The following is a 23,605-nucleotide window of genomic DNA, read 5'->3' as shown; positions in this document are numbered from 1 at the left end:
TGATTGAATGACTTCACAGCAATATTGGATAAAGCGTATGGATGAAATCATGGCTTACGTTGATAAAACGGATTTAGATTTCTTCGATGAATTACAATCTATATACACAGAAAATCGCCAGAGCATCCAGAAAGAGATATATAAATTTTATGCTCAGTATGCTAAAGAAAATAGAATCTCTATGCAAGAAGCAAAAAAACGGCTCATGAGGGAGGACTTAAGTGATTATAGAGAGAATGCTAAGAAATATTTCAAAGCAGCTAAAAAAGACCCGGAATTATTGAAACGCTTAAATGAACAATATAGAGCTGGAAAAGTCACTCGATTAGAGGCGTTACAGCTAGACTTGCTTTATCAATTAGGTGTGATGCGCGGTGATCTTGAACAATCATTTAATGGCTATTTGAAAGAAGTCGCGAAGTACGCATATAGAAAAATATCTGGTGGAAATTCTGCGAGTACTTTAAATCTACCTGCCTTAGAACAATTAGTGAATACACCATTCAATGGAAAAAACTATTCGCAAAGTATTTGGGGAAATGTAGATGATTTAGCTAATGACTTGAGGAATACTTTAGTTAAAGGCTTTGTAAGAGGATCGGGCCCTGCTGAAATGGCAAGGGAGTTAAGAAAAAAATACAATGTAGCGCGTTCAAGAGCTGAAGCAATCATTCGTACAGATGGAACGAATATTATCAATAATGCTACGGCAAAACGCTATATAGATGCTGGTTTCACTGAATATGAATACCTTGCTCATATTGACAATCGCACTACCGAGATATGCAAAGGTCTAAACGGTGACGTCTTTAAATTAGCAGATTTTCAACCTGGTCTAAATGCACCACCGATGCACGTGAATTGTCGAAGTACGATCGTTCCAAGTAAAAAAGAATTGAGGGATATTTAAAATGTTGTTAAGATTTATTGCTTTAATTATTGGTATGCCTTTCTTAGGGTTTTCACTAGCGATAACGATTATGCTGATTAAGACAGGAATTCATTACGAACAAAAAGAAGTACCACCAGATCCATATGACTATTTGGATGCTGATTATGAAGAGCATTTGAGAAAGGAAAATAGTAATGAAAGAAAAAGCAAAAGTTAATGTGTTAGGCGTAGAATACACAATTTATAAAGAGACAACAGAAGCAGACAAGCCTTTTATGCGCGGCGCAGACGGTGTCACTGATTTTACGACCAAAGAAATTTTTATTAATCAGTTAGATAACGGAGATCCAGATAATTTTCAAGAAATTGATGTATATGAAGCTAGAACCATACGCCATGAAATTATCCATGCTATTTTATATGAATCGGGATTAGACAATAACGCAGAATGGCCAAGAAATGAAGAAATCGTTGATTGGATTGCTATTCAGTTTCCTAAATTATTAAACATTTACAAAGAATTAGAAGTTGAGTCGTTTTAAACGGCTTTTTATTTTGTCCAGGCGTGGATGACAAAAAAAGCTACGGAAATGAGCAAGCATTGATTCTCAATAAAAGCTATGGAAGGAGAAAGTCAAATGAAAACATGTAATTTATTACCAATGCAATTACAATTTTTTGCTGCAGATAATGGAAATGGTTCAGGTGGAGGAGATAATCATCAGCAACAAAATGAAGACGAACAAAAATCATTGAATCTCGATGAACTAGATGAAGAACAGCTGACTTCAATTAAAGAAAAGTTCGGATTAAAAGACGATAAAGATGTTGATGAGATTATCAAGAGTAAAAAATCGCGTTGGCAAAAAGATTTAGAAGAACAAAAGAATGAAGCCGCTCGTTTAGCAAAACTTTCAGAAAAAGAGCGACAACAAGCTATTCTTGATAAAGAAAAAGAAGAGTTTGAAAAACAAAAGGCTGAGTTCCAAAAACAGCAACTGTTCGTTGAAAAAGGAAATCAGTTAAAAGCCGAAGGTATGCCTTCTGATTTTGCCCATAGAATTACCGGAGAAACAGCTGAAGAAATTCTGGAAGATGTAAAGGCATTTCGTGATGAATGGGATAAAGCTGTAGAAGCAAAGGTAAACGAGCGCCTTGCTAGCAAAAATAAGACACGAGTAGGCAATAATGGTGGTCAAATGACTAAAGCAGAAATTATGCAAATTAAAGACTCTAAAGAGCGTCAAAGAATGATTGCTCAAAATAGAGATTTATTCTAGGAGGAATAACTTATGAAAAATATGTCAAAAACTAATAAAGAACGTTTATTAAAAATGGATTTGCAACTATTTGCGGCAGAACCAGACCTTACAAAAATGGACGATTTAGGAGAAATTAAATCCATTGATTTTGTGAATCGTTTTGAGAAAGGCATCAAAGAATTATTAGAGTTGTTAGGTGTAACACGGTTAGAACCTTTATCCAAAGATATGAAAATTCAAATGTACAAATGGACAACGTCATTAAAAGATGGAAATGTTGCGGAAGGCGATGATATTCCTTTATCCAAAGTAACTCGAGCTAAAGGAAAATCATTTACAGTAACATTTAATAAATGGCGCCGTGCAGTAACTGCTGAAGCAATTGCTCGTCATGGAGCATCTATTGCGATTGATCAATCTGACGAAAAATTATTGCGCCAAATTCAAGGTGGAATTAAATCACAATTTGTTAACTTCTTAGGTACAGCCCCTACTAAAATTCAAGCTGAAGGGTTACAAAAAGCGTTAGCACAATCATGGGGGAAACTAAGCACATTCGAAGAGTTTGATGGCGCTCAATTTGTTTCCTTTGTAAATCCTATGGATGTAGCAACCTACTTAGGGGATACAAAAGTCTTAGCAGATGCATCTAATGTATTTGGTATGACCTTATTGAAAAACTTTCTAGGTGCAACAAACGTTATTGTATTAAACGCAATCCCAGAAGGAAAGGTTTATTCTACCGCCGTTGACAATATCGTATTAGCATACTTGGATATGAAGGCATCTGATTTAGGTGATATTTTTGTGGACTTTGTTGATGAAACTGGTTTTATTTCAGCGACTCGTGGACGTACCCTACGAAATGCAACATTTGAATCATTGTTTATGAATGCTTTAACATTATTCCCTGAAATTCCAGAAGGTGTAGTAGAAGCAACAATTAGTGGTGAAACGACGACCACAACGACACAGCCAACAACAACGACTACTACGACACAAGGGTAAAGTAGGTTTCTAATATGGAAAATATAGAAAATGAATATGGTAATAGTCTGAAGGAAATCAAAGTTTTGTTAGGCATTTCTGACGAGCTCCAAGACGAATTGCTAACGTTAGTGATTCAAGACAGTGAAGAACGCATTTTATCTGTCTTGAATCAATATGCTCAAAAAAATGGAACAGACAAATACGATGCTGTACCTGATGGCTTGAACTATATATTGAGAGATGTCTCAATTAAACGTTTCAACAAAAGAAATAGTGAAGGGGCAAGTTCTGACAGCGAAGAAGGTCGTTCTTTTACTTGGGAAAAGAGTTATTTGGATGAATATTTGAATATTTTAGACGAATATACTAAGCCTGAAATCAGAGCTGGTAAAGGAATTGCGAGGTTTTTACCATGATTTATAACCATCGTTGTAAAATAGTCAAGAATATTACTACTGATGAAGGTTATTTAGGAGAAGAAGTCATTTCAAAAGAAGTTAAAACAGTACCTTGCAGTATCCATAATATTTCTTTTGATGAACAAATAGCTTTCTTTGGAAAATACAATAAGAATGCACTTAAAGTTCATTTACAGGGATATTTCTTCTTTGATGAAATTTATATAGACGGTATTTCTAAAAATATTTTTGATGTTAAGTTCCATCGCAATTCAACAGTTGTGATATTAACATGAGCAAAGTTATTCAAATTGTTGGACTGAAGGCATTTGTTCGTGGTGTTAAGAAGCAAACAGAAAAAACAGAACAGTCCATTCATAAAGAGCTACAAAAATCAGGATTTAGAGTTGAGAAAAGGGCTAAACAATTAGCACCGGTAGATACTGGATGGTTAAGAAGCAATATATATTCATATATGATGAACAGAATGTGTGTAAGTATAGACTCGCCTGCTAACTATTCAATTTTCATCGAAGAAGGAACACGCTTCATGGCTGCTCAACCTTTCTTGTATCCTGCTGTTAAAGAAGAATATCCAACATTAATGAAGAATTTACAAAAGATAGTTGGAGGTAAATGAAGTGGAACATGCCCCAAATACTAAATTTTTAAAAGAGATTTCTGAAAAATTAAATAAAACGGGAATCCCTATTTACTATAAACTTCCAGGGTCAGAAATTATTGAGCCTTTTTATGTTATTGGCAATCACTTTGACGATGATACAAAAAGTGCAAAGTTTGGCGCTGCAATAGTGAACACTGATTTACAAATAGATTTATTTTATCCAGTAAATAGTAGAGCAAAAGTCGAAGATGTAATATATCAAACCAAATCTGCTCTACGTACAAAGAAAATTAGTACAAATATTAGACCTGATAACACTATTGGTCGAGAAGTTTATCATGTCGTATTTAAAATATCTGATTATATTTTTTAGGAGGAATTCATATGCCAGAAACAGTAAATAACGGAATTAAAAAATTTCAAGGAACACCTATTAGAGGAAATCGTGTTTGGTACTTTATTCAAAGCACACAAGTACCAATTGGATCTCCAGCTCTCTTGCCTGCATTTCAAACAGATGGTACTACAACTATTGGTGGTGACAACATCGATGAACAAACAAAAATGGGGCGTATCATTTTAAAGTCAACTGATGAACATAGTATTGAATTGACCCAATACTTTGCTCCCGACGATGAATCAATTGATGTTATTGAAGAAGCCAAAAAGAATGGACATTCTGTTAAAGTATGGCGAGTTGTTGTTGACGATACTCTTGCAACGGAAGAAGGCGCCGGAACTAAAGCTTATCCAGCTAAATTTGGTTATGGTATCCCTGACGAATTAGAATATGCTGAAGGAGAAGATCTAGTTGAAATTAGCTACACATTAAATATTGTAGGGAAATTGCAAGACGGAACATTTCCTTTGTCAGATGAAGACGTTGCAATGGTCGAAAGTTTGTATCAATTCCAACGCCCAGGAGAAACTACTGGTGATTATAGCAATATTGATAATGGAACAACAACAACTACTTCCACAACTACTACAACAACATCTTCCACCACGACGACAACAACAACGCAGGCGTCTTCTAAGTAATGAAATATATTCTTTGTCAACCTGCAATCACTCGTTTTAAATGGGAATTAGAGGTTTGTTTGACAAATTTGAAAAAACTAGGAATTAAAGATATTGTGCTTATTTTTAGCAAGCATGATGAAACGATTCCTAGTTTTTTTGAAGAGAAATATGGCGTTGAAGTTCATGTTTATGAAGATTCTAGGGATGACAAAGGATATATCCCTTCAATCAAACCTTATCTATGGTGGAAATATTTAGAAGAGAATCCCAAACGAGAAAACGAACGATATATGTATATTGATTCAGATGTTATTTTCAGAAAGAAAATTAATTTTAGAAAAATGCCATCAAAAAATGACGTATGGTATTGTTCTGATTGCAACGGTTATTTGAATTTAGATTATATTCGTCAATGTAAAAATGGAGAAAAAATCTTAGCTGATATGGCAGATATTGTAGGTGTGACTGTAGATTCGTTAGAAACAATTAATAATAACTCTGGAGGAGCTCAGTGGGTTATTACACGTCCTAAGAAAGAATATTGGGAAAAAGTTTATCATGATTCAAATCGTCTTTATCGTTACCTTGATGCTCAACAAAGTAATATTCAAAAATGGACAGCTGAGATGTGGGCACAACTTTGGAATATGATGTTTTATAACATAGGTCCTAAAATTCATGATGAATTAAATTTTTGCTGGCCAACAGATCCGATAGAAAAATGGTACGAAACAAAAATATTACACAATGCAGGTGTAACTGAAAAAGATAAAGATTTATTTTTTAAAGGAAAATATGTTAATACAAGTCCCTTTGAAGATGGGTTAGATAATATGGCTAAAGATAAAGCAACTATAAAATATATAGAAGCTATAAAAATGGCTAAAACAGGAGGAAATAATATATGTCATTTACAGTTGGATTAAAAGGGAAACAATTAGAAATTAAATTTAACTATGGAATGTTATTTAAAGCTAATAAAAAGCTAGGTACAAAAGATGCTCAAGGTAACTCACAAAATGATGGCGCGGGTGTTCTTTTTGTAAAAGTTCTAGAAGAAGATGATGATGCGCTTTTTGATATTATCAAGTTGGCTTCAAAAGACAAAGTAACAGATGAAGACATTGCGAAGTCTGTTCAGGATTTTGTGGAAACTTTTGAAGATGAAGAAGAAGGATACAGCATGGTATTTGAAACGCTTAAACAAGAAATGTTGGATTCTGGTTTTTTCGTGAAGAAATTGAAGAAATATATCAGCAATCTGGAGAAAGCAGCAGATTACTTGAAGAGCCAACAACCGACCGAAGAGATTCAAAATCCAGAGCAGCAAGCAAAAGCGGTCAAAGATTTAGCAGATCGAATCAAGAAAGAAATCTCATAGTGAATTGTGCTAGGCAAGGATTAGTGGATATTCCATTAATTATGTCTTGTTATAAGTGGGAGTTAGAAGCGATTTTAGAAGGATTAGCTTTGAAAAGCGTAGATGAACAAGAACAAAAAGCTCATTATGCGTTTACTTTAAGATATGTTTTGAATGCAAAAAAGCCAAAAATAAAAAAGGTATTTGATAAAGAAAAAATTGAACGCAAAATAAAATCTATTTTTGCTACGACAAACGAAAAGGAAGAAACATACAATCGTGTGGAAAAGGCAAAAGAAGTGATGAACTATTTCAAAAATAAAAAGTGGGGGTGAGTAAATGGCTTTTGAAGGTGCTATTAACGCTGTTATCGGTGCTGATTTGTCGCAATATAATGCTGCAATGAATAAAGTTTCATCTATAGCGAATAAAACTATGAATGATGTTGCTAACATATTACAAAGCGGATCTATGAGTACTACTCAAAAAGTCGGTCAAATTATGAGTAAGTTAGCTGATCCGATGCTAAATAGCGTTTCTAAAGTTTTACCGCAAACTGTTGCATTATTTGAAAAAGCTGGCGGCGGTATTCAACGTGTAATTGCTGGAATCGGCGAAAAAATACCACAACCAATTAAAAAAGGGATGTCTGCTGCCAAGAATGCGGTTGTAAGTTCAGCTAAAGAAATGGGAGCTGGACTATCACAACAAACATCAATAATTGGTAAAGCATTTTCGACAGTTGCTTCTAAAATACCACAGCCTTTTAAAAGTGCATTTAAAGCTGTTGGATCAAGTGCTAGTGAAATAAGTTCAAAAATTACTACTTTGGGAACTAATATAGGTTCGAAATTAACTGGAGCGTTTAATAGTGCTGGATCAAAAGCGTCTAACGCACTAAATAAGATGGTTTCAGGAACCAATAAAGCAGGATCAGCAACAGATGATTTAGTAAAAAAAATCATAGGTATTGGTGCAGCATACGCGGTAGCTCAAAAAGGCATATCAGCACTTTCTAGCGGATTTAAAGAAATTATAGGTGACTTGAACCAAGGCTCAGCTACATGGAAAACTTTCAATGCTAATATGGAAAATATTGGTAAAGGAAAAGATGAAATAGCATCTGTAAAAAAAGAGCTACAGGATTTTGCCACTAAAACAATTTATTCTGCTTCTGAAATGGCTACTACATATAGTCAATTAGCAGCTGTAGGAATAAAAAATACTGACAAATTGGTTATGGGTTTTGGTGGATTAGCTGCGGCAGCTGAAAATCCGACACAAGCGATGACAACGCTAAGTCAACAAGCTACACAAATGGCTGCTAAACCGATGGTTCAATGGCAAGATTTTAAATTGATGTTAGAACAAACTCCTGCGGGTATTGCAGCTGTTGCTAAAACTATGGGCATGTCAACCTCTGAAATGGTGACTGCGGTTCAAGATGGGAAAATTGCTACTCAAGATTTCTTTGATGCAATAACTAAAACTGGTACAAACGAAACGTTTTCAAAAATGGCTACCGAATATAAAACTGTCGGTCAAGCAATGGATGGCTTAAAGGAAACAATCACCAATAAATTACAACCGGCTTTTGATCAACTGTCTCAAGTAGGGATAGAAGCAGTAAGCAAATTAACAGATAAAATTGGTGACTTTAATATGGATAAAATATCTGCAGCGGTAGATATTGCTACAAATGTTTTAAACCATTTTATAAATGGTACTGATTTGTCTAAAAAAAGTATTGATGCTTTAAAAGGTGCTATTCAAGGACTATTACCTATAGCTGCTGTATTGGGAAGCGCGCTAGTAGTCAGTAAAGCAGTTCCTGCAATTGCATCTCTTTCAAGCGGATTTTCAGCATTTTCAGGAATATTAGGAGGTATGATAAGCGGACCGTTCAAAATGTTTAGTTCTGGATTAACAGGTTTAATAGGTTTAATTCCTAAAATAGGAAGTAGCTTATCCATGGCAAGTTCTGTTGGGATGGGAGCCTTAGGTGGCATGACTTCTGCAATGGGAACTATCATGCAAGTGGCTTTATCAGCTATAGGACCTGCAGCTATATTAGGGTTAGTTATAGCTGGATTGGGATTAATAAATAATCAATTTGGAGCACAAATTGACCAATTATTAAACACAGTAACTACAAAAGGACCAGAAATTATAACTAATCTTGTTAATGGTATTACCTCACAATTGCCACAACTTATGCAAAGTGGCACTGAATTAATTGCTAAACTAGCTAGTGCTATATCTACGATGATTCCAGTAATCATAGATGCAGGTATGAAGATTATTGGAAGTCTTGTACAAGGTGTAGGACAAAATGCACCTTCTCTTATAAATTCAGCTTTAGAAGTTATTACTTCATTTTTGAGCTCCATAGCAAGTGCATTGCCTGAATTATTAAAAATGGGAATGGAACTTTTGCTGAATATAGTTAAAGGAATCATTCAAAATATACCCAAAATAGTTGAATCAGTAAAAAAAATCTTGGATTCGTTTGTTAATTCTGTAATGGAAAATCTACCTCAGATTATAGATACGGGTATTCAGATTCTTCAGAATTTAATTGATGGTCTTACTCAATTACTGCCACAAATTTTACCTGTCGCATTAAACGCGATTCTAACATTAATCCAAGGTTTAATGGATAATATACCTAAGCTTTTAGATGGAGCAGTCCAAATAATAAATTCATTATGTAATTTTATTGTAGAAAACTTACCTATGATTCTAGATGCTGCAATGCAAATTATTATGGCCTTGGTTAATGGTATTGTAGAAAATTTACCTAACATTGTCTCTTCAGGGATACAAATCATTATGACGTTGATTGGCACGGTAATCCAGATGCTACCACAAATTATTGCTGCTGGATGGGATATTATTAAAGCTCTTGCTGGTGCTATTTTAGAGGCTATTCCTAATGTTTTAAAAGGAGCTTGGGATGGTATTAAAAATGGGTTTTCAAATTTATGGAACACAATAACGGGTAAGTCATCTGAAACAAGCTCAAAAGTATCAAATGATGCTACAACTACAGCTACAAATTTGAGTTCATCTTATGGACAAGCAAGTTCAAATGTTGCTAATTCAATGAACAACATGAATCTAAATGTAGGTAATTTGAGTACACAAGCCTCAAACAATGCAATTAATGCTTCTAATGCAGCTAAAGATGGTACGTCTTCAAACTATAATCTACTAGCTACAAATGTATCAGGAACGATGAATAACCTTAATAGTGTAGTAAGTTCAAATTCAACTAAAGCAGCAAATGCTGCAACAAAAGAGTCTAATAGTGCACTAAATGGTGTCTCTAGTGACTATAATAGTATTTTATCTAATGTTAATCAGGCTACCTCTGGCACTGCGAATGCTGTTGGCACTAATATGAATCAAGCTACCCAACAAGCTTCTAGTGCCTCTAACCAAATGTTTCAAAATGTATCAAATAATACACAAAATATTAATAATAAATCTTCGCAAGACATTTCACAGATGTCAAACAATGTAACGAAGTCCATGAACTCAATGAAGTCAAATGTGACAGGTACAATGAATAGTGTTGTTAGTACTATTAACGGGGGATTCAGTAGGATAAATTCTGCAAATACTCAAGCATTCAATTCAATGGCAAATAATGTTCAAAATGGTATGAATAGAATGAATAGTGCCGTTATGAATAGCATGAATTCAATGACAAGCATAATGATTTCTTCCACGAGTCGAATAAACTCCATTTTTAGTGGATTGACTTCAACGCTTTCTAATATCGGTTATAATGCAGGTATAGGTTTGAGAAATGGTTTAGCAAATTCTGCGGGTTCTATTTACGCAACTGCTAGTAATATAGCTAGTAACGTAGCCCGTACTATGAGGAAAGCACTGGACATTCATTCGCCATCACGTGTTACCGATAAAATTGGGGGATTTGTTGGGATGGGTTTAGCTAACGGCATGTCAAGAATGCAAAAGCAAGTTGATAGACAAGCGTTAGCATATGCAACATCAATAAAATCACAAGAATATGAAGCAAATTCTGTTTTAACGGCGGATACTAGAAATGTCTCTAATAAGCTTTCTTCATCTATGAATGAATTAAGCGAAGAAGTTAAAACTAGTCAATTACAAGAACCAGTATTTGAAGTTCATACCGAACTTGTTGGAGATAAAATATACACAATTGTTAAACAAAAAGAAGCAAGAAATCAAAATAAAGTTAATTTGGTTAACAAGAAATAGAGGAGGACACTATGGACTTAAAAATAGAAAAGGAAAACTTATCTACAAGGATGTCTTCCCTAGGTGTCCTTGTGATAGATATTAATTCCACTAATTCTATTGTTGAAATTAATACTAAAAAAATAGACGGAACTAACCGAAGTCTATTTTTGGGAGCCACTCATAGTGAGAAAAAAATCACTGTGAGTGGTTATTATTATGTAGAAAATGAACTTCAAGATGAGTACATGAAAGATAAATTGAATGGTACTTTTGCAGACACAGAACCATTTTATATAACTAAAATGTATACTAATCAAAGCTTATATGGTTATGAGCGACCTGGAGAAAAGCAAGGTTTCGATATGTTGAGAGTTGATAAGCAACGTCAATATCATTATAGATATAAAGTGTTATTAGACGGAGAAATCAATTATGATTTTCAAGGTTTTAGTGATGTAGGCCTTCTATACGAAGTATCACTAACATTTAAGACGGTAGATTTACCATTTGGAATTACCATCCCTGATGATATAGAAATAACAAATTCTAAAATGATTGAATATCGCGGTACTGTTCCTTGCAGTCAATTAGAATGGCCATGGAAAGTGCAAATTATTGCAAAAAAAAATTTAGGGGCTGAATTTAAATTATCTATTGATGAACGAGAGTTTAAGTATGTTGGTAAAAGAAATATTTTATCCGGCGATAAATTTTTGTTAGAAGGAACATCTTTCACTCTTAATGGTTTAAATATTAATGATCAGACAAATATTGAATATTTTATTTTAAAGCCAAATGAGGTTGGTTTTATACCGTTTTCTACATCTTTTAACATTGGTGAAGTAGAAATAAATATATTGAATAAAGTTGACTTATATAGATAAGGAGTAAGTAGTGATGGTTCAATTCATAGATACAGATGGAAATACTTTTATTGCATTGGCAGATATATCTTTCGTTAGAAGCCTAAATGGTGAAAAATCAATTAGCGGTACTATATATACTAATAATGATGTCCTTCACAGAATAGACAGAGGTTGGCAAGTAGAATTTGAAAATGAAAAATACTATTTAACTTATGCCATGCCAACTGATTATGGAAATAATATTACTGTTGAATTTGATGCCATACATGAATTTTTCTTTAGAATGGGTAAATCATGCGTGTATGATACTTTAAACGGTTCAAATACTGCAAAAGCTTATCTAGATTTTATTTTTAAAAACAGTGGTTTTACTTATTCACTAGCTGCTACTATACCAGCATTCGAAAAAGAAAATTTTGGAATGAAAAATAGATTAGCGTTATTTAATGACTTTATAAATAGTACTAACACTGAGTTTCAAATTATTGGTAATAACCTTTACATCGTTGACAAGATAGGCAGTGATTTATCAACGATTGTTCGTAAAGGTTTTAATATGCAAGAGTTAGGGTTAGAGCACAATATAAGTGATTTTGTTACGTATGCGAAAGGGTTTGGGGCGTACAAAGACCCAAATGATGTTACTAAAGGAAGATTAATAGTTGAATATACCAGCCCATTAGCGGAAATTTATGGAAAGCTTGAGGCGGACCCAATTGTTGACGAACGCTATACTAAAGAAGATAGTTTTCTTGAACATTTAAAGGAAATTGTTGAATCTTCTTATAGTATCTCTGTTAATTTAACCGTAGAAGATTTGAGAAAAGTCGGGTATCAATATGGGTTGCCTGAACCAGGAGATTACATTATGGCTGTTAATGAACAGTTAGGTTTTCAACAAAAAATAAGAATTGTTGGAGTAACTGAGAATTTTAATGTTACTGGGGATTTAATTGAAAATAATATAACATGTAATTCACTAAACTTAGTTGATAAGAAGAACCAAGCTGATGCTAGTAACGCTCAATCATGGTCAGATATATCTAACGGAATAAAGCCTATTCCAAATGAATGGTTAACAGCAGCAATCCAACAAGCAACTTCTGATTTAATCAATTCACAAACGGAAGTGAAATATGCCAAGACAGGTATTCTTGCCATTGATAAGAATGACTCAAATAAAATAGTTATATTAAACTCTGTGGGTATCGGAATTTCAACGGATGGGGGGAAAAGCTTTGAGAATGCAATAACTGCTAACGGAATAAACGCCTCTGCTATAAATACTGGAATTTTAAAAGCGATAGCTATTGAAGGTGTAACAATTTCAGGTTCAGTTATTACATCCATCGGAAAAGACTTTTCTTTAAAAGAGGACAATGGGGCAATAACTTGGACGCGAAATAGTGATGGAAAAGAAATATTTAAATTTTACACTACTTTAATTAATCAAAAAGAAGGAAATGTTAGATTAGATGTTTCAGACGAAGGTTCTTTTACGATATTTAATAAAAAGCTTAATAAGGCATTTCTAACATTTTTTGGCGCAACAAATAATATGTCAGGATCTGCAAACTTAGATAACTTTTATGTTGTTGGTAATGGTCATAGTTTGAATTTTGCACCTGGGAGCTTTGGTTATTCTTCTACAGCTAGTAATAGTCCTAGTTTAAATGTGAGTAGCAATGGTTTTAGTATAGGGAATAATGATACTAAAGTATTAGGATCATCTGGAGGAAGGATTAGTATATCCGCTACTTCTACAAGCGTCACAGGAAATCTTAGTGTTACTGGTTCCAAAAACTCTCTTGTGGATACACTGTCATACGGTCATCGACTGTTAAACGCCTACGAAACGCCAGAATATTATTTTGCTGACTATGGTAAAGCAATTACAGATTCTGATGGTGAAATAAAAATAGATATTGAACCTATTTTTTTAGAAACGGTGAATACTGAAAGTGAAAATTATCATGTTATGTTAACTCCTTATAGTAAAGGAAATATATGGGTAGAAGAAACTAAAGAAAAATATTTTGTAGTCAAAAGCGACCCAGCGCTAATAGAATTTAGTTGGAACCTTGTTGCGTATCGAAAAGGTTATGAAGAGGTTAGACTGACACAACAAAAAGAGGAGGGTTATGAAACATGAGCGATTTATTAAGATTTGATCTTTCAAAAAATTCTATCGGGCGACCAATTGTTTATGGTCGAGTCGGAGACGGAGAAAGTTTTTCAATGAGGGTTCAGATATTTAAAGATGGAGCTCCCTTCGATTTGACTGGCTGGGTAGCTACTTTTGAAGGAGTAACCCATGAAGAAAGAACAAAAGTTTTTGATTCAGATGGAATAGAGGTAACAAATGGAAAAAATGGTGAATTTACCTATACTTTTCCAAATATGGCATTTGCTGTGGCTGGTTCATATGAACTAGCATATTTTTCTTTCATGAAGGATGATAGGAGAGAATCTACTGATGATTTTGAGATTACGGTGTACGGGAATGCTGACATTGATGCAGAAGAAGCAAAAACTATAATTACTGAATACAACAAATTAGTTAAAGCTTTAAATGAAGCTTATCAATCTGCATTAGAAAAAATAGATACTGATTACGATGCAGTTGTTAAGCGAATCGAAACAATAAAAACAGAAATGAATACATTACAAGCGCAAATTGATAAAACAGTAAGTGATGCAGAAGGTCGTATTTCAAAGGTGGCTACAGATAGTGAAAACAAGATTAATCAGGTAGCAAAAACTGTAGAGACAAATATTACAGCAATTGGAAAAACAGTTACTGATGCTATGAATGCAGCATTAGAAGAATTGCGAGCAGCAGACTTTTATACACGAACAGAATCAGATTCTCGTTATGTAAGTAAAACAGAGATGGAGAACGGATCATTAGTTGCTAAGAAAACCGTTATTAAGGATCAAGATTGGAATGATATTCTTGATAAAGGTATTTACACAGTTTTCGGTGCATCGGGTGCAAACAGACCGTACTCTGGAGCGGGTTATGGAGCTTTGGTAGTTTATGCTGACAATACATTTGTAAGTCAAACGTATATGTATAAAGGTGAAACGTATATCCGTAGCAGACAAGGGAGCCCTGCAGCGTGGACCACATGGAATAAACTACTTTCAAATAACGAACAACCTTTTGAGGCTTATTTTGGTACAGGAGCAGATGGAAGAGATGTCTCGGCAGGATACACTTATCCTTTAGGACCGATACTAGCTACTGATTTTTGGCATAATTCTAAAACGGTACCTTTAACTGTCAATGCGAACAATACTTCTATCACATTTAATAAAGATACTATGGTAAATATTAGTGCTACTTTTAAAATACACGGAGCAGTTAGTACTGATTATGTTTATTGTCAATTGTTACAAAATAATACAGTGTATCAGTTGGTCCAGTTAGGTGTGCCAACTGGCACAGCTATTAATTTGTCGAATATGTTTGAAGGAAGTCTGGTGTTAAAAATAGCTGCTGGTGACACTATTAAATTTGAAGCAGCCATGCGTGAGGGAAAGCAAATTTTTAGAACAGCGATTATATCACTGTCTATTAGAGAAGTGAAAAGTATTTAGGTAAAGGAAGAAGGAAACTTATGTGAAAGATGAACTTGTTCAGGATATGGTCGAGCGCCTTGTACGTATTGAAACAAAACTTGATAACTACGAATTGCTAAGGGAAAAAACAGAAGATGCTAAAGAAAAGGCTGATCATGCTTTTTCTATTGCTAAAAATAATGTAGAAGACATCAAAGAAATAAAAGAAAATCAAAAATGGACTTGGCGGACAATTGCTGGCATAGGAGTGTCGGTAGTTGTCTATTTATTTACAAAATATTTAGGAGGTGTGTAAGGATGATACTACCGGACAAGTATTATAAAATCATCAAATGGGGAGTACTTACTGTACTTCCAGCTAGTTCTGTTTTAGTTTCTGCTCTTGGCGACCTATATGGGTGGGTCGGAGCAGATAAAGCAGTATTAACTATTAATGCTGTATCTGCGTTTTTGGGAGTAGTAACAGGTGTGTCAGCGTATAACCTAAAAGAGAAGGAGTAAACGAATGAAAAAGAAAATCTTAGTAGGAGCGCTTGTCGCTCTATTTTTTATGCCTTTGAATGTATTTGCTGCAAAAGGTGACCAAGGTGTGGATTGGGCGATTTATCAAGGTGACCAAGGTCGCTTTGGTTATGCACATGATAAATTCGCTATCGCTCAAATTGGCGGCTACAATGCTAGTGGTATTTATGAACAATACACATACAAAACGCAAGTAGCAAGTGCCATTGCTCAAGGAAAACGAGCGCATACCTATATTTGGTATGACACTTGGGGAAACATGGACATTGCGAAAACAACAATGGATTACTTTTTGCCACGTATTCAAACGCCTAAAAATTCCATCGTTGCATTAGATTTTGAACATGGAGCGTTGGCTAGTGTTCCAGATGGATATGGAGGATATGTAAGTTCAGATGCCGAAAAAGCAGCAAATACAGAGACAATTTTGTACGGTATGCGCAGAATAAAACAGGCTGGCTATACTCCAATGTATTACAGCTATAAGCCATTTACACTAAATCATGTAAACTATCAACAAATCATCAAAGAGTTTCCTAACTCTTTATGGATTGCTGCGTATCCTATCGATGGTGTGTCACCATATCCATTGTATGCTTATTTCCCAAGCATGGATGGTATCGCAATTTGGCAATTTACCTCCACTTATATTGCTGGTGGGTTAGATGGGAATGTTGATTTAACAGGTATTACTGATAATGGCTACACAGATACAGATAAGCCAGAGACGGACACACCAGCAACAGATGCAGGTAAAGAAACTGAAGATACGCCTAATACTGCAGTAAAAGTCGGTGACACAGTTAAAGTGAAATTTAATGTTGATGCTTGGGCAACTGGCGAAGCTATTCCAGATTGGGTAAAAGGAAACAGCTACAAAGTGCAAGAAGTAACTGGAAGTAGAGTATTGCTAGAAGGCATTTTGTCGTGGATTAGCAAAGGGGATATTGAACTATTGCCAGATGCAACAGTCGTCCCTGATAAGCAACCAGAAGCAACTCATGTGGTACAATACGGTGAAATGTTATCCAGCATTGCTTATCAATATGGAACAGACTATCAAGCGTTGGCGGCATTAAATGGATTGACAAATCCAAATCTAATCTATCCTGGTCAAGTTTTGAAAGTTAACGGATCAGCAGTAAGCAATGTTTACACGGTTCAATACGGCGACAATTTATCAAGTATTGCAACCAAACTAGGCACGACATACCAAGCTCTAGCGCAACGGAACGGATTAGCAAATCCTAACTTAATTTATCCAGGGCAAACATTGAACTATTGATAGTTTTGATATAAAATAAGAATACACTTATTAAATTTCTCTGGAGCCACCTCCCCAAGGTGGCTCTTTTCGGGACCATTAGCTCAGTTGGTTAGAGCCAACCGCTCATAACGGTTAGGTCATAGGTTCGAGTCCTGTATGGTCCATAAAAAAATCCAACCTTTTTAGGTTGGATTAAAAATACAACTATTTGAAAACGACGAAACGAAATACTATATCTAAGATTAATATTGAAAGTACTATCCACAGTGCAATTCGTTTTTGAATTGGTTTTCTATCGTGGAAAATGCATCTAATTTGCTCTTTTCTTTTTGTTATTCTATGTTTTATTTTAGTCATTGTAATACTCCTATTTTTTTGAAGTAAATGTGTTTCCGCAATTTTTACAGTGCCATTGATTTTTCCCTTTTTTTCCAGCGAATCCAGCCAATGTACCCACGCCACCTGTTAAAATCGCACCACCTGTAGCTTTACCTACAGAAAAACTTTTACGGTTATTTTGCATAAATTCTACATTCATACTACGACATTTAGGACAGTGAACCCCGTTATGAAACATAGGTGCTTTCTTATCCTGTTCTTTATTGGTTGTTTTTTTTCTTTCTTCAGCTTTTTTGATTCTTTCTTGATCATTTTTCCATTCTTGGAATGAATCAATACCTTTCTCAGTAGCTTGTTTACTAACATCTAATGCTTTTTTTCCAACTTCTTTCCAATCCATAATATACACTCCTGCTTATTAATTTAAGTCAATTTTATCACTTAATAAAGATTTTACAAAGAAAAATATTAAATATATAAAATGACCATACTTTGACCATACTTTTTATGAAAAAGTGGAACTTGTTAGAAAAAAATTAACTAAAGAAATACCGGTATTAAAGCGTCTAGAAAGAATTAGAGTTCGTCAAAAAGTACAAAAATCATAACAGTAAAATAATTCATTCATTGAATAATTTTAAAACCTCTTGCTTAGCAAGAGGTTTTTTACGTTAAAAACTGTTGACGATATTGTCGAGGTGTCATCTCTTTTTTCTGGAAGAAAAATTTTGAAAAATAAGAAGGTGAAGAAAAACCTGCTTCAAAACTGATTTCCGTGATGGTTAAGGAACTTTTTCTTAACAGAGAACAGGCTTTTTGCAATTTTAAGTTTTGTACATAAATACTAGGATTTGTTTGTTCATAACGCTGAAATAGCTTAAATAAATAGCTACGATCAATGTTATACTCAGAAGCTAATTGACTAATTGAAAGATTGTTTGAAAAATTTTCGTGAATAGCCATTTTAATTTGGTTAAATAATTGTTGGCTTTGATTTTCGTGCTGTGTAACGGAATGATGCTCTAGATAATTCAACAATTGAAAGCTTTCACTTAAACTGCCAAAATGATTATGTTTCTTCGCTTCTTGGTAAATATTTTTAAATAAACTTTCTAATTTCTTATCAACAGTTCCTTTTAAAATACAATTTTCGGTAGTCAGGCCTATTTTTTCTAAATACTGAGACGAAAGATCTCCAACAAAACCGACCCAATGATAGGTCCAAGGATTTTGCCGATTAGGATAATAAATATTGCGACAATTGGCTGGAATCATAAACAAATCACCAGCGGTAATGTGTTGTTTTTCCATAAAGGGTGTTGAAAAATAGCCTTCACCATCGCTACAATAATGCAAAACCCAATAATTAATAGGGGCAAACTCAGTTGGTTTTGTCGGGCGGCATTTTTCATAGCCAGCTTCATAAAGATGAAATTCTTGGCTAATAGGTTGATCATTAATCAGGATGCTGACATTATTTGTAAAAACATTTTGCATGCTATCACCTCTTTATAAGAGTATGTAAAGGCTTTCTAAAAGTCAACATCTTTACAAGAAATAGGCAACATTTTTTATTTTTAAAAAACTGTAAGCGTTTTACAATGTGTGAGTACTAATTAATTTGATAAAGAGAGGATGTAGTAAAATGGCAACACATTCACGGGAACGATTAGGTTCTGTCGCATTGATGCTCATGACTTTTTCAGCGGTTTTTGCCTTTCCCAGCATTGTTAACAACAGTATTCAGATTGGCCTAGCAACTATTCCAGGCTATTTATTCGGCTCTATTTTTTACTTTTTACCATTTATTCTAATGATTGCAGAATTTGCTTCTGCTAATTCTGAAAATGAATCAGGTGTTCACAGTTGGTTGGAATCTGTGTTAGGACCTAAATGGGCATTTTTAGGCGCTTGGTCATATTTCTTTGTCAACTTGTTTTTCTTCTGTTCATTACTACCGAATACATTGATTTATGGTTCATACGCTTTTTTAGGTCAAAACGTTTTTCAAGGAAACCATAGTACTAAAATAATTGCAGTGATTTCTATTCTGTTATTTTGGTTAATGACATGGGTTTGTATTAAAGGGGTTTCGTGGATTTCGAAAGTGACTAGCTTAGCGGGTGGTGCTCGTTTATTTATGGGCGTGGCTTTTGTGGTTTTAGCCTTTGTCGTCGTGTTTGGTTTTGGCAATGAGCCAGCACAAGAATTTACCACGACGTCAATTATGCCAACTTTTAATTGGACTTTTTTCATGACGATGGCGTGGATTTTACAAGCTGTTGGCGGTGGTGAAAGTATCGGCGTATACATTAAGGATGTTAAAGGCGGCAATAAAACGTTTGTCCGCACGATGATTGGTGCAACGATTGCGGTCGATATCATGTATATTCTTGGTGCCGTTGCTGTAGGTTTGGTAGTGCCAACGGACGTCTTAAAAGGAAATTTTTCAAATGGTATTTTTGATATCTTTAAAATTTTAGGTACGTATTTCCATATTCCCGCAGCAATGATGGTGCGCTTAGTAGGAATTATCTTATTTGTCGGAAGTCTTGGTTCTTTGGCTCTGTGGACAGCAGCACCAGTTAAAGTATTTTTCTCAGAAATTCCTGATGGGGTCTTCGGTAAGTGGCTAGTGAAAACGAACGAAGAGGGAAATCCAACCAATGCTTTGTTAGTTCAAGGAATTATTGTGACGATTTTAGTTGCCATTCCAGCATTAGGAATTGGAAATATGGATAGCTTTTTAGAAACGTTAATTAATATGACAGCTTCTACGTCATTAGTGCCTGTCTTGTTCTTGTTAATCGCCTATATTGGGCTTCGTTGGAAAAAAGAAACAATGCCGAGAAGTTTCCGCTTTGGTAATCGAACCTTTGGCTTAATTGCGGGGATTTTCTTATTAGCCATTTTTATCTTTGTATTCTTTATGTCAACTGTGCCGGATCCAAAATTAATCATGGAAGAAATCAATGGCACGTTGCCGAAAGGAACCGCTAGTCCACTGGGCATGTTGGCGTATAACATCATTGGTTTAATTGTTTTTATGGGCTTTGCTTGGATTTGCTGGAAACGGTATGAAACAAAAGAAAAAAATGAAGTTGGTAAAGGAGAAATGGATTATGAAGACTTGGGAAAATTATAAAGTAGATAGTATCAATCGGTTGCCTGGACGAGCACATTTTTCGAGCTTTCCTTCGAAAGAAACAGCCTTACTAAATGAAAATAAATATACACAAGCATACAAAAATTTAAACGGACGCTGGCATTTTCTTTTTTTAGAAGCGCCAGAATACAGCCCAGAAAACTTTTTTGCGACGGACTTTGATACAAGCCAAATGGATCAAATCACTGTTCCTGGAAATTGGCAAGTCCAAGGATATGGCAAAATGCATTACTCTGATTTATGGTACAATTTTCCCATTAATCCGCCGTATGTACCAACGGAAAACCCAACAGGTATTTACAAACGGACATTTGCTATAGATGAAACATTTCACGATAAAAAAATCATTTTACGCTTTTGTGGCGTAGATTCAGCTTATCATGTTTGGGTGAACGGCCATGAAGTTGGCTACAGCAAAGGTGCACGAAATGAAGCAGAATTTGACATTACGCCTTACGCTAAAATTGGTGAAACAAATGATTTAACGGTGCGAGTCTATCAATGGTCAGATGGTACGTATTTAGAGGATCAAGATATGTGGTGGTTAAGTGGTATTTTTCGTGATGTTGAATTACTCGGTGTACCAGAAAATGGGCTGGAAGATTTCTTTGTTATTTCCGATTTAGATGATTCGTATCAAAATGGCCACTTGGCAATTACCAGTAAATTTTGGCAAGACAAAGGACAACAAGTTCAATTGGAGTTGATGGATCAGCAGGGGAAAACGGTTCTTAAAGAGACTGTCGCAGGAAATCAAGGTACGGTTGAATTTTCAGCGAGTTTACCGTCTGTCACTGCTTGGTCAGCGGAAAAACCATACTTGTATCAGCTATTTATCACTGTTTTTTCTGAAGGGGAAGTCGTCGAAGTTATTCCGCAAAAAGTTGGTTTCAGAAATATTCATGTATCTGGTGAGACTTTCTTAGTCAATGGTGTGGCCATTAAACTAAAAGGAATGAATCGTCATGATTATAATCCGAAAAATGGTCGAGTGGTTAGTCGTGAAGAAATTGAAAAAGATATTCGTTTAATGAAACAATTTAATATTAATGCCATTCGAACCAGTCATTATCCAGCATCTGCTTATTTCTATGATTTATGCGATGAATATGGAATGTATGTGATTGATGAAACTGATTTGGAATGTCACGGCTTTGAATTAACTGGAGAATATGATTGGATTAGTAACGATCCTGAATGGGAAACGGCTTATGTTTCTCGGATGGTACGGATGATTCAACGGGATAAAAATCATCCATCAATTCTCTTTTGGTCGTTAGGAAATGAATCTGCGTTTGGTCATAACTTTATTGAAATGGCCCGTATTGCCAAAGAAATGGATCCGACACGCTTGGTCCATTATGAAGGTGATTTTGAAGCAGAGGTCACGGATGTCTATTCTACAATGTATACGTGGTTGGAACACCCAACTAGAGAATTACTGATGAATACGATTATTGAAAATTCAAAAAAACCGCATATTTTATGTGAATATTGTCATGCGATGGGGAATGGCCCTGGGAATTTAAAAGAATACCAAGAGCTATTTTATGCTCATGATAAATTACAAGGTGGCTTTATTTGGGAATGGTTTGACCATGGCATTGAATCGGTAACAGATAACGGTGAAGTTTATTATCGTTATGGCGGCGATTTCGGCGATGATCCAAGTAACAAAGATTTTTGTATTGATGGGATGTTGATGCCTGACCGTACGCCATCTCCTAGCTTGTATGAATACAAAAAAGTCATTGAACCCATTACAACTAGCGCTATTGACGTTCTGTCAGGTGAATTCTCATTATTGAGTCGGTTTGACTTTGAAAACTTGGCTATCTTTAAGCTGGTTTATACAATTACTGAAGATCAAACAGTGATTCAATCAGGGACAGTAGCAGTGCCAGCAATTGCTGCTAGAGCAGAAGGAAGACTGCACTTACCTTATCATTTAGATTTTCCTAAAAAGGCAGGAGCCGCCTACTATTTAACTCTTTCATATCAATTGAAAGAAACGACCGCCTATGCATCTGCTGGTCATGAATTAGCTACCGCACAGTTTGAATTGCCAATTGCAACACCAGGGATTGAGATCACACCAGTTGGCTCGCTGATGGCAAAGGAAATTGGCCCTCATTTATACATTGAAGGACCAAACTTTTCAATTAATTTTGATAAAGTGAAGGGCGCCTTAACGAATGTGACACGAGATGGTAAAAAATTATTGCATAAAGGGCCGAGATTTACATTTTGGCGGGCACCAATCAGTAATGATATGGAAATTATTGATGAAATGAAGAAGAAATATTTCTTACATTTAGAGCATGAAATTGTCCGTTCTTTTGAGTGGAAAAAAGTTGATGATTTTATCCAAGTCATCGTAAAAACAATTAACGGAACGACTAACAGTGCTTGGCATTATCAATGTACCTATCAGTATTTAATTGCACCAAATGGCGAAATTTTCTTCGACTTAAAAGGTAGTCCTGCTGGTAAAATTGAAAATGCGCCAGATATGTTACCACGTTTGGGTGTGACTCTCCATTTAGACAAGTCTCTATCAGAAGTAAAATATTTCGGTAAAGGGCCAAGAGAAAACTATGTAGATTCACAAGAAGCTGGTTTACTTGGCGTTTATGATGCTACAGTGGCGGAAATGTTCACTAATTATGTTGTTCCACAAGCTAATGGTAACCACATGGCGACTAAATGGTCCGCATTCACGGATGATCGCGGCCAAGGGGTAGTAGCAACAGCGGCTGAGTCATATAATTTTAGTGTTTCTTATTTTGATGAACAAGCGCTAGATGTTGCTAAGCATACCAATGAATTACAAGAAAGTGATTATGTTGTTTTAAATATCGATTACAAACAAAACGCCCTAGGTAGCTACTCTTGTGGCCAGTGGCAATTAGAAAAATACCGGACTACGTTTGAAGAATTCCAATTGGCATTCCGCTTAACACCTTTTAATAATAAAGAGATTCAAGCAGCGGATGTCGCACATGAACGAGTAAAACGACCAACGATTTCTTAAATAAAAGCTCAGAACAGTGCACTTCTGTCTCCTGTTCTGA

At 35.1% G+C, this 23,605-nt stretch carries 24 protein-coding genes and 1 tRNA gene; 23 read left to right on the top strand and 2 right to left on the bottom strand.

The genetic code is table 11. From position 1 onward, the window contains the following. Positions 1 to 7 precede the first annotated feature (7 nt). From IGJ52_RS10795 to IGJ52_RS10695, 21 genes are all read left to right on the top strand, one after another. Positions 8 to 910 carry a minor capsid protein gene (locus IGJ52_RS10795; RefSeq protein WP_438792090.1) on the top strand — a complete coding sequence of 301 codons (903 nt, stop codon included), beginning with the start codon at positions 8 to 10 and terminating at the stop codon, positions 908 to 910. A 1-nt stretch (position 911) separates the two neighbouring features. Further along, entirely contained in the window at positions 912 to 1,109 is a 198-nt protein-coding gene (locus IGJ52_RS10790; protein WP_142955251.1) for a hypothetical protein, read from the top strand. Continuing rightward, positions 1,087 to 1,434 (top strand): hypothetical protein, encoded by a 348-nt coding sequence (locus tag IGJ52_RS10785; protein WP_438792089.1) that lies wholly within the window; start codon positions 1,087 to 1,089, stop codon positions 1,432 to 1,434. Before IGJ52_RS10790 ends, IGJ52_RS10785 begins: the two co-directional genes overlap by 23 nt. A gap of 78 nt (positions 1,435 to 1,512) precedes the next feature. Continuing rightward, positions 1,513 to 2,172 (top strand): DUF4355 domain-containing protein, encoded by a 660-nt coding sequence (locus tag IGJ52_RS10780; protein WP_429011921.1) that lies wholly within the window; start codon positions 1,513 to 1,515, stop codon positions 2,170 to 2,172. A 12-nt stretch (positions 2,173 to 2,184) separates the two neighbouring features. Then, positions 2,185 to 3,162 carry a phage capsid protein gene (locus tag IGJ52_RS10775; RefSeq protein WP_438792088.1) on the top strand — a complete coding sequence of 326 codons (978 nt, stop codon included), beginning with the start codon at positions 2,185 to 2,187 and terminating at the stop codon, positions 3,160 to 3,162. A gap of 14 nt (positions 3,163 to 3,176) precedes the next feature. Continuing rightward, entirely contained in the window at positions 3,177 to 3,560 is a 384-nt protein-coding gene (locus IGJ52_RS10770; protein WP_438792087.1) for a phage head-tail connector protein, read from the top strand. Next, entirely contained in the window at positions 3,557 to 3,838 is a 282-nt protein-coding gene (locus tag IGJ52_RS10765) for a hypothetical protein (protein WP_438792086.1), read from the top strand. The genes IGJ52_RS10770 and IGJ52_RS10765 overlap by 4 nt, the downstream gene beginning before the upstream one ends. Next, positions 3,835 to 4,182, top strand: a complete 348-nt coding sequence (locus tag IGJ52_RS10760; RefSeq protein ID WP_010708429.1) for an HK97-gp10 family putative phage morphogenesis protein — start codon at positions 3,835 to 3,837, stop codon at positions 4,180 to 4,182. The genes IGJ52_RS10765 and IGJ52_RS10760 overlap by 4 nt, the downstream gene beginning before the upstream one ends. 1 nt (position 4,183) lies before the next feature. Further along, positions 4,184 to 4,540: a hypothetical protein gene (locus tag IGJ52_RS10755; RefSeq protein ID WP_125203787.1), complete on the top strand. Its 357-nt coding sequence runs from the start codon at positions 4,184 to 4,186 to the stop codon at positions 4,538 to 4,540. Between the two features lie 11 nt (positions 4,541 to 4,551). Further along, complete coding sequence (locus tag IGJ52_RS10750; RefSeq protein WP_016024454.1) at positions 4,552 to 5,208, top strand: phage major tail protein, TP901-1 family; 657 nt, start codon at positions 4,552 to 4,554, stop codon at positions 5,206 to 5,208. Continuing rightward, a complete protein-coding gene (locus IGJ52_RS10745; RefSeq protein ID WP_016024455.1) occupies positions 5,208 to 6,116 on the top strand; it encodes a hypothetical protein in 909 nt (302 codons plus the stop codon). The genes IGJ52_RS10750 and IGJ52_RS10745 overlap by 1 nt, the downstream gene beginning before the upstream one ends. Further along, the gene (locus IGJ52_RS10740) at positions 6,095 to 6,571 is read left to right on the top strand and encodes a tail assembly chaperone (protein WP_010708434.1); all 477 of its coding nucleotides are present in this window, start codon (positions 6,095 to 6,097) and stop codon (positions 6,569 to 6,571) included. Before IGJ52_RS10745 ends, IGJ52_RS10740 begins: the two co-directional genes overlap by 22 nt. Before the next feature lie 23 nt (positions 6,572 to 6,594). Next, positions 6,595 to 6,885 (top strand): hypothetical protein, encoded by a 291-nt coding sequence (locus IGJ52_RS10735; protein ID WP_249849777.1) that lies wholly within the window; start codon positions 6,595 to 6,597, stop codon positions 6,883 to 6,885. Positions 6,886 to 6,889: 4 nt separating this feature from the next. Then, the gene (locus IGJ52_RS10730; RefSeq protein WP_010708436.1) at positions 6,890 to 10,804 is read left to right on the top strand and encodes a tape measure protein; all 3,915 of its coding nucleotides are present in this window, start codon (positions 6,890 to 6,892) and stop codon (positions 10,802 to 10,804) included. 11 nt (positions 10,805 to 10,815) lie between these two features. Next, entirely contained in the window at positions 10,816 to 11,670 is an 855-nt protein-coding gene (locus tag IGJ52_RS10725) for a phage tail domain-containing protein (RefSeq protein ID WP_010708437.1), read from the top strand. A gap of 13 nt (positions 11,671 to 11,683) precedes the next feature. Next, positions 11,684 to 13,804, top strand: a complete 2,121-nt coding sequence (locus IGJ52_RS10720) for a phage tail protein (RefSeq protein WP_438792085.1) — start codon at positions 11,684 to 11,686, stop codon at positions 13,802 to 13,804. Then, the gene (locus IGJ52_RS10715; RefSeq protein WP_438792084.1) at positions 13,801 to 15,255 is read left to right on the top strand and encodes a BppU family phage baseplate upper protein; all 1,455 of its coding nucleotides are present in this window, start codon (positions 13,801 to 13,803) and stop codon (positions 15,253 to 15,255) included. Before IGJ52_RS10720 ends, IGJ52_RS10715 begins: the two co-directional genes overlap by 4 nt. 22 nt (positions 15,256 to 15,277) lie before the next feature. Next, positions 15,278 to 15,532 carry a hemolysin XhlA family protein gene (locus IGJ52_RS10710; RefSeq protein ID WP_010822870.1) on the top strand — a complete coding sequence of 85 codons (255 nt, stop codon included), beginning with the start codon at positions 15,278 to 15,280 and terminating at the stop codon, positions 15,530 to 15,532. A 2-nt stretch (positions 15,533 to 15,534) separates the two neighbouring features. Continuing rightward, positions 15,535 to 15,738, top strand: coding sequence for a phage holin (locus tag IGJ52_RS10705; protein WP_142955241.1), 204 nt, complete (start codon positions 15,535 to 15,537; stop codon positions 15,736 to 15,738). A gap of 4 nt (positions 15,739 to 15,742) precedes the next feature. Next, the gene (locus IGJ52_RS10700) at positions 15,743 to 17,044 is read left to right on the top strand and encodes a GH25 family lysozyme (RefSeq protein ID WP_438792083.1); all 1,302 of its coding nucleotides are present in this window, start codon (positions 15,743 to 15,745) and stop codon (positions 17,042 to 17,044) included. Positions 17,045 to 17,116: 72 nt separating this feature from the next. Continuing rightward, positions 17,117 to 17,190, top strand: a tRNA-Ile gene (locus tag IGJ52_RS10695). A gap of 203 nt (positions 17,191 to 17,393) precedes the next feature. Here IGJ52_RS10695 and IGJ52_RS10690 read toward each other — a convergent pair. Both IGJ52_RS10690 and IGJ52_RS10685 read right to left on the bottom strand, forming a co-directional pair. Then, positions 17,394 to 17,765, bottom strand: coding sequence for a hypothetical protein (locus tag IGJ52_RS10690; protein ID WP_010708443.1), 372 nt, complete (start codon positions 17,763 to 17,765; stop codon positions 17,394 to 17,396). 266 nt (positions 17,766 to 18,031) lie between these two features. Further along, the gene (locus tag IGJ52_RS10685) at positions 18,032 to 18,862 is read right to left on the bottom strand and encodes an AraC family transcriptional regulator (protein ID WP_002356429.1); all 831 of its coding nucleotides are present in this window, start codon (positions 18,860 to 18,862) and stop codon (positions 18,032 to 18,034) included. Positions 18,863 to 19,010: 148 nt separating this feature from the next. Here IGJ52_RS10685 and IGJ52_RS10680 point away from each other — a divergent pair, with 148 nt between their 5' ends. Both IGJ52_RS10680 and ebgA read left to right on the top strand, forming a co-directional pair. Then, positions 19,011 to 20,510, top strand: coding sequence for an amino acid permease (locus tag IGJ52_RS10680; RefSeq protein ID WP_438792082.1), 1,500 nt, complete (start codon positions 19,011 to 19,013; stop codon positions 20,508 to 20,510). Then, positions 20,443 to 23,565, top strand: a complete 3,123-nt coding sequence (gene ebgA, locus IGJ52_RS10675) for a beta-galactosidase subunit alpha (RefSeq protein WP_180758898.1) — start codon at positions 20,443 to 20,445, stop codon at positions 23,563 to 23,565. Before IGJ52_RS10680 ends, ebgA begins: the two co-directional genes overlap by 68 nt. Positions 23,566 to 23,605: the final 40 nt, after the last annotated feature.

The organism is Enterococcus sp. DIV1758 (assembly GCF_051711985.1).
Classification (GTDB): domain Bacteria; phylum Bacillota; class Bacilli; order Lactobacillales; family Enterococcaceae; genus Enterococcus; species Enterococcus faecalis.
Note: the sequence above shows the minus strand (reverse complement) of the source record. Positions and strands in the feature narration are given on the sequence as shown.